The sequence below is a fragment of the Burkholderia sp. Tr-20355 genome, from assembly GCF_017104685.1.
Taxonomy (GTDB): Bacteria; Pseudomonadota; Gammaproteobacteria; order Burkholderiales; family Burkholderiaceae; genus Burkholderia; species Burkholderia seminalis.
The window spans coordinates 22,729-34,286 of the sequence record NZ_JAAGPK010000093.1 but is presented as its reverse complement, the minus strand read 5'-3'; the positions used below and the strand labels follow the sequence as shown (position 1 = coordinate 34,286).

General features: G+C 67.5%; 12 protein-coding genes. 2 read left to right on the top strand and 10 right to left on the bottom strand.

Going from position 1 to position 11,558, the window contains the following annotated elements; genetic code table 11:
- A partial coding sequence (gene soxC, locus G3N62_RS22170) for a sulfite dehydrogenase (RefSeq protein WP_206141298.1) occupies nucleotides 1-1,199 on the top strand: 1,199 nt, incomplete at its 5' end.
- On the top strand, nucleotides 1,192-1,716 hold the full coding sequence (locus tag G3N62_RS22165; protein ID WP_034190946.1) for a cytochrome c: 525 nt from the start codon (nucleotides 1,192-1,194) through the stop codon (nucleotides 1,714-1,716). The genes soxC and G3N62_RS22165, both read left to right, overlap by 8 nt.
- A gap of 274 nt (nucleotides 1,717-1,990) precedes the next feature.
- On the opposite strand, the gene G3N62_RS22160 is transcribed toward G3N62_RS22165, so the two are convergent.
- The 10 genes from G3N62_RS22160 to G3N62_RS22115 form a co-directional block, all read right to left on the bottom strand.
- On the bottom strand, nucleotides 1,991-2,878 hold the full coding sequence (locus G3N62_RS22160) for an ABC transporter permease (protein WP_049036684.1): 888 nt from the start codon (nucleotides 2,876-2,878) through the stop codon (nucleotides 1,991-1,993).
- Nucleotides 2,875-3,864: an ABC transporter ATP-binding protein gene (locus G3N62_RS22155; RefSeq protein ID WP_200086203.1), complete on the bottom strand. Its 990-nt coding sequence runs from the start codon at nucleotides 3,862-3,864 to the stop codon at nucleotides 2,875-2,877. Before G3N62_RS22155 ends, G3N62_RS22160 begins: the two co-directional genes overlap by 4 nt.
- A gap of 67 nt (nucleotides 3,865-3,931) precedes the next feature.
- The gene (locus G3N62_RS22150; RefSeq protein WP_124670553.1) at nucleotides 3,932-4,963 is read right to left on the bottom strand and encodes an ABC transporter substrate-binding protein; all 1,032 of its coding nucleotides are present in this window, start codon (nucleotides 4,961-4,963) and stop codon (nucleotides 3,932-3,934) included.
- Nucleotides 4,964-5,011: 48 nt separating this feature from the next.
- Nucleotides 5,012-5,938, bottom strand: a complete 927-nt coding sequence (locus G3N62_RS22145) for a TauD/TfdA family dioxygenase (RefSeq protein ID WP_049036679.1) — start codon at nucleotides 5,936-5,938, stop codon at nucleotides 5,012-5,014.
- Nucleotides 5,939-6,299: 361 nt separating this feature from the next.
- Nucleotides 6,300-7,643, bottom strand: a complete 1,344-nt coding sequence (locus G3N62_RS22140) for an LLM class flavin-dependent oxidoreductase (protein ID WP_124670593.1) — start codon at nucleotides 7,641-7,643, stop codon at nucleotides 6,300-6,302.
- A 160-nt stretch (nucleotides 7,644-7,803) separates the two neighbouring features.
- The gene (locus tag G3N62_RS22135) at nucleotides 7,804-8,235 is read right to left on the bottom strand and encodes a biopolymer transporter ExbD (RefSeq protein WP_034190941.1); all 432 of its coding nucleotides are present in this window, start codon (nucleotides 8,233-8,235) and stop codon (nucleotides 7,804-7,806) included.
- Nucleotides 8,236-8,247: 12 nt separating this feature from the next.
- The gene (locus G3N62_RS22130) at nucleotides 8,248-8,670 is read right to left on the bottom strand and encodes a biopolymer transporter ExbD (protein ID WP_034190940.1); all 423 of its coding nucleotides are present in this window, start codon (nucleotides 8,668-8,670) and stop codon (nucleotides 8,248-8,250) included.
- Between the two features lie 12 nt (nucleotides 8,671-8,682).
- The gene (locus tag G3N62_RS22125; protein ID WP_034190939.1) at nucleotides 8,683-9,621 is read right to left on the bottom strand and encodes a MotA/TolQ/ExbB proton channel family protein; all 939 of its coding nucleotides are present in this window, start codon (nucleotides 9,619-9,621) and stop codon (nucleotides 8,683-8,685) included.
- Nucleotides 9,622-9,690: 69 nt separating this feature from the next.
- Nucleotides 9,691-10,386: an energy transducer TonB gene (locus G3N62_RS22120; RefSeq protein WP_034190938.1), complete on the bottom strand. Its 696-nt coding sequence runs from the start codon at nucleotides 10,384-10,386 to the stop codon at nucleotides 9,691-9,693.
- A gap of 54 nt (nucleotides 10,387-10,440) precedes the next feature.
- Nucleotides 10,441-11,535 (bottom strand): LLM class flavin-dependent oxidoreductase, encoded by a 1,095-nt coding sequence (locus tag G3N62_RS22115; RefSeq protein ID WP_124670592.1) that lies wholly within the window; start codon nucleotides 11,533-11,535, stop codon nucleotides 10,441-10,443.
- Nucleotides 11,536-11,558: the final 23 nt, after the last annotated feature.

Below are 11,558 nucleotides of genomic sequence, written 5' to 3'. Positions count from 1 at the left end.
CACGCGTCCATGGCGGCTGGGCGGCTGCGATGCTGCCTGCCGGCGGCGCGCTGGCGAGCCAGCCGCTCGAGGTGCCGCCATGGACGCGTGCGCCCGGCGCGCCACTGCTGTCGCCACCCTACGGCGTGCCGGGGCAGCACGAGCACGACGTGATTCGCCGCAGCGCCCGCACGCCTGCGCTGCCCGGTTCCGGCTCGTCGATGACACCGCTCGCCGACCTGTTCGGCGACATCACGCCGAACGGGCTCGTCTACGAGCGTCATCACGCGGGCGTGCCGGACATCGATGCGCAACGCCATCGGGTCGTCGTGCACGGCCTCGTGCGCGAGCCGCGCGTCTTCACGCTCGACGACCTGCTGCGTTTTCCGTCCGAATCGCGGATCCACTTCCTGGAATGCTCGGGTAACACGGGCAGCGAATGGAACGGCCCGAGCGGGCTGCCGGTCCAGTTCACGCACGGCTTGCTGTCGTGCTGCGAATGGACCGGCGTCCGGCTGTCGACGCTGCTCGACGAGACGGGCATCGATCCCGACGCACGCTGGCTGCTCGCCGAAGGCGCGGACGGCGCGGCGATGACGCGCAGCCTGCCGCTCGACCGGATCCTCGAGCGCGCGCTGGTCGTCTATGCGCAGAACGGCGAACGGCTGCGCCCCGAGAACGGCTACCCGGTGCGGCTGATCGTGCCCGGTTTCGAAGGCAACACGAACATCAAGTGGCTGCGACGGCTGAAGCTGGTGCGTGCGCCCGAGATGACGCGCGAGGAAACGTCGAAATACACGAATCTGCTGCCCGACGGCTGCGCGCGCCAGTTCGTGTTCGAGATGGACGCGAAATCGGTGATCACGCGGCCGTCGGCCGGCCATCGGCTCGCCGCGCACGGCTATTACCCGATCAGCGGCTACGCGTGGTCGGGCCGCGGCCGGATTCGCGCCGTCGACGTGTCGACCGACGGCGGTCGCACGTGGCAACCCGCACGGCTCACCGGCGACGTACGCGATCGTGCGTTGACACGCTTCGAGGCCGACTGGGTATGGCGCGGCGAGCCGGCCGACCTGCAAAGCCGGGCAACCGACGAAACCGGCTACGTGCAGCCGACCCGCGACGCGCTCGTCGCCGCACGCGGCCTGAACTCGCAGTACCACTACAACGGCATCCAGAATTGGCGCGTGGGCACGGACGGCGAGGTGCGCAATGCGTAAGGTGCTCATTTGCCTGCTGGCGGGCTGCGCGATGACGTCGGGCGCGTTCGGCGCCGGCTTCGGCCTCGGACAGCCGGTCGATCGCGCGGCGCTCGCCGCGTGGGACATCGACGTCGCGCCGGACGGCACCGGCCTGCCACCCGGCGCGGGCACGGTCGCACGCGGCGGCCACGTGTTCGCCGACAAATGCGCGATGTGTCACGGCGCCGGCGGCGAAGGCGGTGTCGGCGATCCGCTCGTGGGCGGCATCGGATCGCTCGCGAGCGCGAAACCCAAAAAGACGGTCGGCAGCTACTGGCCCTACGCGACGACGCTGTTCGACTATATTCGCCGGGCAATGCCGTACAACGCACCGCAATCGCTGAGCGCGGACGACGTCTACGCGGTCACCGCGTACGTCCTCCACCTGAACGGCATCGTGCCCGGCGACGCCCGGCTCGACGCGCGCACGCTGCCGCGCGTGAAGATGCCGAACCGCGACGGCTTCGTGCCCGACCCCAGGCCGGGCAAGCTATGACCCGTCTCGCTCCGCTTGCCGCCGCATCGGGCAGTGCACCCGCGCGCGTCGCGCCATGCGTCGCGCGGATCGAGCGCATCACGGGCAGTCATTCGGCAGATCCTTGTTCGCGTAGATCGGAGAGCATCGCGGCAGCGCACGACGCGGCATCCGTTATGCGGCGTACGTGACACGCCGCCCGCAAGTACAGGGACCCACCCGCCGCGCGCGAAAAGCCGACTTCAGCTTACGTTCCGCATGCGCCGGGATTGATCGCGTCCGGACGCGTCAATACTCAGTGCTGAATGCCCCAGCGCCGCACGGTCGCGCGTTCGAGCGTATCGAACACGAGGTTCTCGACCAGCAGCCCGATCACGATGACGGCCGCGAGGCCCGCGAACACGCGATCCGTATACAGCTCGTTGCGGTTCTGGAAGATGTACCAGCCGAGCCCGCCCTGGCCCGCGCTCGCGCCGAACACGAGCTCGGCCGCGATCAGCGTGCGCCACGCGAATGCCCAGCCGACGCGCAACCCCGACAGGATCGACGGCAGCGCGGCAGGCACGAGAATCAGCGCGATCTGGCGCAGGCCCGTGAGCCCGTAGTTGCGCCCGGCCATTTTCAGCGTGACCGGTACGCCGGCGAAGCCGGTATACATGCTCAGCGCGAGCGGCCACAGCACCGCGTGCACGAGCACGAACAGCAGGCTGCCGGTGCCGAGCCCGAACCACAGCAGCGCGATCGGCAACAACGCAATGGACGGCAGCGGATTGAACATCGACGTGAGCATCGTCAGCAGATCGCGGCCGATGCGCGTGGACACGGCAAGCGACGTCAGCGCGAACGCCAGCAGCACGCCCAGCGCATAGCCGCGCAGCAGCACCGACATCGAGATGCCGGTCTTGACCAGCAGTTCGCCCGACTCGATGCCTTGCACGAATGCGGCCAGCGTCGCACCGAAGGTCGGGACGAGCAGATCGTTCGCGACGATGCGCGCGACGATCTCCCATGCGGCGATCAGCACGAGCGCGATGACGCCGCGGCGAAACCACGCGGCCCCGGCGATGCGGCGCAGCAGCGGTGCCGGCGCCGCGCGCTCGGCTTCGGGCGGCGTGACGAGCGTGCGGGTGTATTCGTCGCGCACGGGCGGCAGCGGCGGCAGGACCGGATCGATCGTACTCATGATGCGGCGTCCTCCGTCGTCGGTACATGGGGGGCGTCGGTGTCGAATAGCAGGCGATGGATCCGTGCGACGTTGTCGCGGAAGTCGCCGGTGTCGACGTTGTCGAGCGAATGCTCGTGACTGTTGAGTTCCGCGCGCACGCGGCCCGGGTGCGGCGACAGCAGCAGAATCCGGTTGCCGACCACGAGCGCCTCCTCGATCGAATGCGTGACGAACAACAGCGTGAAGCGAAATTCGTCCCACAGCCGCAGCAGTTCCTCCTGCATCTTGCGGCGCGTGAGCGCATCGAGCGCGGCGAACGGTTCGTCCATCAGCAGCACGCGCGGCTGCATCGCCAGCGCCCGCGCGATCGCGACGCGCTGTTTCATGCCGCCCGACAACGTATGCGGATAGGCGTCGGCAAACGCGCCCAGGCCGACCTTGTCGAGATAGTGCAGCGCGCGCTCGCGTGCTTCGGCGCGCGACAGCTTGGCGGCGACACGCAACGGAAACGCGACGTTCTCGACGACCGTCTTCCACGGCGGCAACTGGTCGAATTCCTGGAACACGACGACGCGGTCGGGCCCCGGCCCGCGCACGGGCCGGCCGTCGAGCGCGATCGAACCCGAGACCGGCTCGATGAAGCCGGCGATTGCCTTCAGCAGCGTCGACTTCCCGCATCCCGACGGGCCGAGCAGCACGAAGCGGTCGCTGCCGTACACGTCGAAGCTCACCTGATGCGTCGCGCGCACGATCCGCGCGCCGCTGCGGTATTCGAGGCTGACCTGGTCGATGGCCAGCAGGCGTTCGCTGTGCGCACCGGCCTGCGCGGCATTCCCTGCCGGCTGCCCGGCGGCGCCTGTATCGGGGGCGGCGGATGCGACCGGCGACGCGCCGCCGCGTGCCGCATACGGCGGCAACCAGGTTCGGGGAGAAGTGGCGTTCACGATCGAATCTCTTGCGGGAAAAACATCAACATACGGCCGGGCGTCGCGCGGACCAACCATCGATTGCGCATATCGAAACCGCGCCGACGCATAAGCGTCGATCGCGGCGTCGCAGCGTCGACTCCGCTCAACTACCGCCGGCGGTCGCGGGATCGTCGAAGAAGTAGTCGCGCCACGACTTCGGCTCGTTGCGGATCGCGCCGGTGCGATGCATGAACTGCGCGAGCGGCAGCGTGTTCTGCGGCGCGGTCTTGAACTGCACCTGCGGATTGCGCAGGATCTTCAGCAGCAGTGCGCGATCGATCTTCGAACCGTTCACGCGAATATAGGTGTCGGCCGCGCGCTCCGGATCGGCCGCGATCTGCCGTGCGGCGTCGGCCAGCGCGGCGACGAACGCACGATAGGTCTTCGGGTTGTCGTCGCGGAATTTCTCGGTCGCGTACAGCACCGTCGCGGAACTCGGGCCGCCGAGCACGTCGTACGAATTCAGCACGATGTGCGCGTTCGGGTTGCCGGCAAGTTCCTGCTCCTGGAACGGCGGATTGCCGAAGTGGCCGGTGATCACGTTGCTGTTCGCGAGAATCGCGGCCGTCGCGTCGGGATGCGGAATCGCCTGCGTGAGCGGGTCGAGCTTGTCGAACTGCTTGTCGCCCCACTGCTTCGCGGCCGCGTACTGCAGCACACGCGACTGCACCGACACGCCGACCGCCGGCACCGCGATGCGGTCCTTCGCGCTGAGGTCGGCGATCGTCTTCACGTTCGGGTTGCTGCTCACGAGGTAGTATGGAAAATTGCCGAGCGACGCGACGCCCTTCACGTTCTGCCGGCCGCGCGTGCGGTCCCACACGGTCAGGAGCGGGCCGACGCCCGCGCCCGCGATGTCCACCGCGCCGGACAGCAGCGCGTCGTTGACGGCCGCGCCGCCCGACAACCGCACCCAGTCGACCTTGATGTCGAGGCCGGCCTTGCGCCCTTCCTTCTCGATCAGTTGCTGGTCGCGCGCGACGTTCAGCATCAGGTAGACGACGCCGAACTGCTCGGCGATGCGGATGCGGCCCTCCGCCTGCGCGGCTTGCGGGATCACCGCGCCCGCGAAGGCGAGCGCGGCGGTGAGCGTGGCCGCCAGCGCGCGACGCGCCGGCAAGAACGAAAACGACATCGGAACTCCGGTCGGGATGAGGCAGGAATGAATGACGCGGCGCGCGGCTCAGAAAGGCGCGTCGCCTTCGATCGTCGTGCGGTACAGCTTGCGGCGCAGGTGGTCGGGCGTGCCGGCGGCAAGATGCATCAGCGAACGGTTGTCCCAGAACACCAGATCGTGGTCGCGCCATGCGTGCCGATACAGGTGCTCGGTGCGTACGCTGTGCGCGAACAGTTCGTCGAGCAGCGCGCGGCTTTCGTCGTCGGGCAGCCCGACGATGCGCGTCGTGAAATGCTCGCTGACGAACAGCGCCTTGCGGCCCGTTTCCGGATGCGTGCGCACGACCGGATGAACGACCGCCGCGACCTGCGCGATCTGCTCGGGCGACAGGTTCGGCCGCCACGGGCTGCGCGCCTGCAGTTCCGCATAACGCGCGAGATACGTATGCTCGGCGCGACGCCCTTCGACCGCGCGACGCAAGTGGGCCGGCAGCGTGTCCCACGCGAGGTGCATGTTCGCGAACAGCGTGTCGCCGCCTTCCGCCGGCAGTTCCTGCGCGTGCAGCAGCGAGCCGAGGCTCGGTTTTTCCTTGTACGACAGGTCGGAATGCCAGAAATGGCCGGCGTCGCCGAGCCCGACCGGTTTGCCGTTCTCGACGATGTTCGACACGATCAGCACTTCCGGGTGGCCGGCCAGCGCGAACTGATGGAGCACGTGAATCTGCAGCGGGCCGAAGCGGCGGCTGAACGCGATGTGCTCGTCCGGCGTGATGCGCTGATCGCGAAACACCAGCACGTGGTGATCGAGATGCGCGCGATGGATGCGCGCGAAATCGTCGGCGTCGAGCGGTTTCGACAGGTCGAGGCCGATGACCTCGGCGCCGAGCGGCGCGTCGAACGGCACGATGTCGAAATGCTGCGCCGCGCCGTCCGGCCGCAAGGCGGGATGCCCGGCGGAAAGCGTTGCGGCATCGCGGATGGCGGTAGTCGTCACGGCACGGCCTCTGATTCGGTCAAAACGCGAATCTACGAGGCCTTGCCGGCACGCGTCAACGAAGCGATTCGGATACGTTTATCTGCTGCGGTGATAAAGATCGCTGCTCGCGCATACGGGGCCGATCGGGGGCGGGATCGCGCCACCGATGCCCATGACCCGGGATTCCGAGCGCGTTCGACCCCGCCGGCCCGCGCCACGAGCCCCAAGGCCGCGCCGCGCCAGCCGACGGGCCATGAATGGCCGTAATCGTCCATTTCGCGCCAAATCCGGCGGTTTCGCCAAAAGGCTTCCGAAGCAGGGCACGAACAGGACGACTACCCCGAAGAGGACGAAACCGGCGGCCGGATTCCGGGCGGGATTACGCCACGGCGTAGCGATTGCGCGGGTAACTCACGTCGAGATGGTCCCGCAAGGTCGCTCCTTGATACTCGGCACGGAACAGACCGCGCTCCCGAAGAATCGGCACCACCTGCTCCGCGAAATCGGTGAATGCCGTCGGCGTACCGCCACCGACGATGAAACCGTCCGCGGCGTCGGCTTCGAACCATTCCTGCAAGCCGTCCGCGATGTGCTCGGGCGTACCGATGAAACGCGGCCGCGGTGCAGCCGCTTCGAGCGCGACCTGGCGCAGCGTCAGTCCGCGCTCGCGCGCGTTGCGCTTGATCTCGTCGGTCCCGCTGCGGAAACTGTTGCTGCCGAGGTCGCCGAGCTCCGGAAATGGCGCGTCGAGCGGATATTGGCCGAAGTCGTGATGTTCGAAAAATCGCCCGAGATGGTCGAGTGCGCTCCCGACCGTGATCAGCTTCAGGCTCTCCTGGTACTGTTGCTCCGCGTCTTCGGCCGTCCGCCCCACGATTACGCCGATCCCCTGGAAAATCTTCAGCTCGTCGGGCTGACGCCCCTGTTCGATCACCTGCCGCTTGAGATCCACATAGAATTCGTGTGCCTGGGTCAGCGTATCGTGATGAGTGAAGACGGCATCCGCATGCGTGGCCGCGAGCTGCTTGCCGGCGTCGGACGCGCCGGCCTGGAACAGGATGGGCCGAGCCTGCGGCGTACGCCCGACGTTCAGCGGCCCCTCGACCGAGAAATACTTGCCCTTGTGATTGAGCGTATGGAGCTTGGCCGGATCGAAGAACACGCCGCTCGCGCGGTCGCGCACGAACGCGTCTTCCTCCCATGAATCCCAGAGCCCCTTCGTCACCTCGAGATATTCGTCGGCGATCCGGTAACGTTCGTCATGTTCGGGATGCTCGGTGCGCGAAAAATTCCGTGCGGAACCTTCAAGCGGCGACGTCACGACGTTCCAGCCTGCACGCCCCCGGCTCAGGTGATCCAGGCTCGCGAACTGCCGGGCAACCGTGAACGGCTCGCTGTACGACGTCGACAGCGTTCCCACCAGCCCGACCCGTTCGGTGACGGCCGACAGTGCCGACAGCAGCGTGAGCGGCTCGAAACGATTCAGGAAGTGCGGGATCGATTTCGCGTTGATATGCAGGCCGTCCGCCACGAACACGAAATCGAATTTCGCGGCCTCGGCCTCGCGGGCGACGCGCCTCGCGAAATCCGGATTGATGCTCGCGTCGATCACCGCGTCCGGATGGCGCCACCCGGCGTAGTGTCCGCCCGGACCGTGGATCGTCGCGCCAAGATGAATCTGCCTGGCACGTCCGTTCTGACGCACTGCCTGCGTTTCGCTCATGATGGGTATTCGTTGGTTGTACAGAAATTGGATGTCAAGGCGCTTCCTCTCCTCCCTCGGTTTCATCGGTGCCGAGATTGCGGAAAGAGCGACTGCCCGACGTGCGGCGATCAATCGCCGAGCCCTGAAGCCCGCTCGATCGCCGACGCCATCGAATGACTCATTGCGTGAACTGCTCGCTGCCGATCAACCCGATCTTCGTCGCCCCTTCGCGCTGGGCGGAGGCCAGCACTTCGGCCACCGCCTTGTAGGGTGCGGACTTGTCCGGACGCAACCGGATCTCGTCCTGGTCGGCCTCGGCCGCCACCGCGCGAAACTTCGCGTCCAGCGCGGCCACACCGCCCACTGCCGAGCCGTTCCAGTTGACCGTGCCGTCGGCGCCGATGTCGATCTGTACGACCTGGGGAGGATGCGGCGGCACGGGCGGATTCCCCACCGGCAGGTTCATCTTCACCGAATGCATCTGGATCGGGATCGTGATGATCAACATGATCAGCAGCACCAGCATGACGTCGATCAACGGCGTGGTGTTGATGTCGACCATCACTTCGGGGTCGTCCCGGCCTGCGCCTGCGCCTACGTTCATACCCATCGTTCGAACTCCTTAGCTGCCGCGTGCGGGCGGTTGCGTGATGAAGGCGACCTTGCCGATCCCGGCCCGTTCGCACGCGGTCACGACCTTGCCGATGTACTGATACGGCGTGGCCTGGTCGCCGCGCACGTGCACATCCGGTTGCGGCGCCTGCGCCGACACGTCTTTCAGCCGCGCCACCAGCGTCGGCAAATCCACATGCTCCGTGCCCCAGAAGATGTCGCCCTGCCGGTTCACCGCGATCTCGATGCTCTTCGGCTGCGTCTGCAGCGGCTGGACGCGCTCCGCCGGCAGCTGCACCTGGACCGTATGGGTCACCACCGGGATCGTGATCAGGAAGATGATCAGCAACACCAGCATCACGTCCACGAGCGGCGTCGTGTTGATCGCCGAGATGACCTCGTCGTTGTCGTCACTGCCGACACTGATTGCCATGACGCGCCCCGCTTACGACTGAGCCGCCAGCGCCTGCGGCGCCCGTGCCGCCGGTGTCGCGATGCCGCCCGCCGCGCGCCTGCCGCCCGCGAGCAATACGGTGTGCAACTGCGCGCCGAAATCGCGCACGCGTTCCATCACGGACTTGTTGCGGCGCACGAGGAAGTTGTAGCCGAGCACCGCGGGCACGGCGACCGCGAGGCCGATCGCGGTCATGATCAGCGCCTCGCCCACCGGCCCCGCGACCTTGTCGATCGATGCCTGGCCCGCGATGCCGATGGCGGTCAGCGCGTGATAGATGCCCCACACGGTGCCGAACAGGCCGACGAACGGCGCGGTGGAACCCACCGTGCCCAGAAAGGCCAGGCCGTCCTGCAGCCGGTTCGATACGCTCGTGATCGAACGCTCGATGTTCAGGTCGATCCAGGTATTGCGGTCGACCGAATCGAGCAATGCGGTGTCGTGGTGTTCGCCCGCCTCGATCGCATTCTCGGCGATGAAGCGAAACGGCGACGCATCGTCGAGCTGGGCGGCACCCTCGGCCAGCGTCGGCGCATTCCAGACCTGCTGGTCGGCCGATTTCGCCCGGCTGTTCGCCCGTGCCTGCTCGACGAACTTGGTGATCATGATGTACCAGCTGCCGAGCGACATGACCACGAGCAGCCCGAGCACGAAGCGGGCGACAAAGTCGCCGTTCGCCCACAGCGCGCCCAGCCCGTACGGATTTTCGACGGTTGCCGACGTCGCGGGCTCGGGCGGCGGCACCGCACGATCGGCCGCGCTTGCGGCAGCCGGTGCCGCCGAGGTCGGTGCCGCGCCGGGAGCGGCCTGGCTCGGCGCGGATGCCGCCGTTTGCTGTGCAAGCACGGCTTGCGGTGCGATCAGCGTGCCGCCGATGCCGGCCGAGATCATCAGACTTGCCGCGACTGCGGCGCGAAAGCGCTTGTTCATAAGGACTCCGTATGCGTCATGTGTCGATTCGAAAAACCGGCCCGGCCGAACGGCTTGCCGTGGCCCGCGTCAATTCAGGTTGAAGGAAAACGGTACGCGCACGCGCACGGATTCTCCCTGCGCAATGCAGTGAAACCGCTTGACCGCGTTGAGCGCCGCACGATTGAGCACCGGGTCGGCCGGCTGCGCGACCCGGAGGTTCGTGACGCGGCCGTCCGGGTCCACCGTGAATTCGACCGTGACATCGCCCGTGATGTTGTTGTCCTGCGCCTCCGTCGGGTAGACGATCGACGACCGGACTTCGTCCGAATTCGGGCAGACCACGCCGATCTCGTGGTTCACCGGCTTCGCGACCGGCACCGGCGCCGGCGCCGGCGGCGCCTCGTGCACGGGGGCGCTTGGCGCCGGCACGTCCTGGTGCGTGATGGTCGGCGGCGGCGGTGCCTGCACGCGCACCTCCGGCGGCGGCACGAACGGCGGCGGCGGCGGTGCCACGCGCGGCTTCGACACGACCTTCTCGACCGGCTTCGGCGGAGGGGGCGGCGGGGGCGGTTTCACCGGTACGATGATCCGGGTTTCGATCGGTTGCTGGACGATCTGGACGACCCGGGTCGCGAGGCCGTTCACGAGCGCCCAGACCAGGACGAGATGCAGGACGATGGCGATCGCGATGCCGCCGAAGCGGCGTACCGGATGAGTCTGCTTGTTGCCGAAGCGGCGCGGGCGGCCGATTGCCGCGAGCCGGGATTGAGAGACGGTTGTCATGTTCGGTCCAGTTGCAACGAAGTCGAAGGGGCGGCGTGCCCGGCGGCGTCCGGTTCATCGCCGACTTCGGTCACGTGCGCCATTCGATGGAATGTCATGTCGATCGCGTCGGGCCGCGGCGGATGCTCGCCGTCCAACCGGCTGCCACCCGAGCGCCGGGGCGACATGCGTGATGAAGTCCTCGAGAATCTGCCGGTAGTTCTCGAACGGCAGGTCGTAAGGCAATTCGAGCCGCAGCTCTCGCACCTGTCCGACCACCGGGTCGGCCAGCAACCGCTCCACGATCTCGTCGGAGGGGCCAACGAGATCCGGCGCGAACAGCGTGCGCCGCTCGCCCTGCGGCGCGAGCGTGCGCGCATGGCGGGCATCGGCAAACGCTCGATAACGTTCGCGCTCGCGGGCATTCGCACCATCGGTCGGCACGATCACGCGCCCCAGCGCGATGCGGGGAGCGACGGCTTCGCTCCAGTGCGCGCGGTACAGCTCAAGCTGCCGGAGCTGGGCATCGGCGTAACTGTCCGTCCCCTCGCCCGTGGTCAGATTGCCGATCAGCAGGTTGAAGCCGTTTCTGGCGGCCCACTCGATCGAACGCCTCGAGCCGCCACCGTACCAGAGCCGGCCCGTCAATCCGGGCACATACGGGCTCACGCGTGGCCGCACACGGCCGGCGGCCGATTCCACGAACGTGTCGTCGTCGCCGAGCCAGTCGCCGGCAAGATTGCGACGCAGGCGCGCCACGCGCGCATGCGAGAAGTCGACCAGATCCGGGTCGGTATCGAACAACCGCTCGCCCAGCAGCGCGCCATGATTCGGTGCGCCCGCACTGAGTCCGACGTTAAGCCGGCCGTGCGACAGCACGTCCACGGTCGCGAGATCCTCGGCCAGTCTGAACGGATTCTCGTAGCCCATCTGGATCACGGCCGCGCCGAGTCCGATCCGGGTCGTGCGCTGGCTCGCCGCCGCGAGAAACGTGGCGGCCGACGATACGGCTCGCTCCAGATGGCGCTGCCGAACCCACGCGCTGTCGTAACCGAGCACCTCACCGACGCGGAACAGTTCGAGCGTCCGCTCGAATCCCGCGCGCGCGTCCTCGTCGGGATAATTTCCCGGTGTCAGGAACGCAATATGATCAATGCGTACGTTGCTCACCATTTTCATCCTTCGTCATTTGC

Bases quoted from the DNA above. Each gene is read 5' to 3' on its own strand.
- G3N62_RS22165 (WP_034190946.1), top strand. From the start codon at position 1,192: ATGCGTAAGGTGCTCATTTGCCTGCTGGCGGGCTGCGCGATGACGTCG.
- G3N62_RS22160 (WP_049036684.1), bottom strand. From the start codon at position 2,878: ATGAGTACGATCGATCCGGTCCTGCCGCCGCTGCCGCCCGTGCGCGAC.
- G3N62_RS22155 (WP_200086203.1), bottom strand. From the start codon at position 3,864: ATGGTTGGTCCGCGCGACGCCCGGCCGTATGTTGATGTTTTTCCCGCA.
- G3N62_RS22150 (WP_124670553.1), bottom strand. From the start codon at position 4,963: ATGTCGTTTTCGTTCTTGCCGGCGCGTCGCGCGCTGGCGGCCACGCTC.
- G3N62_RS22140 (WP_124670593.1), bottom strand. From the start codon at position 7,643: ATGAGCGAAACGCAGGCAGTGCGTCAGAACGGACGTGCCAGGCAGATT.
- G3N62_RS22135 (WP_034190941.1), bottom strand. From the start codon at position 8,235: ATGGGTATGAACGTAGGCGCAGGCGCAGGCCGGGACGACCCCGAAGTG.
- G3N62_RS22130 (WP_034190940.1), bottom strand. From the start codon at position 8,670: ATGGCAATCAGTGTCGGCAGTGACGACAACGACGAGGTCATCTCGGCG.
- G3N62_RS22125 (WP_034190939.1), bottom strand. From the start codon at position 9,621: ATGAACAAGCGCTTTCGCGCCGCAGTCGCGGCAAGTCTGATGATCTCG.
- G3N62_RS22120 (WP_034190938.1), bottom strand. From the start codon at position 10,386: ATGACAACCGTCTCTCAATCCCGGCTCGCGGCAATCGGCCGCCCGCGC.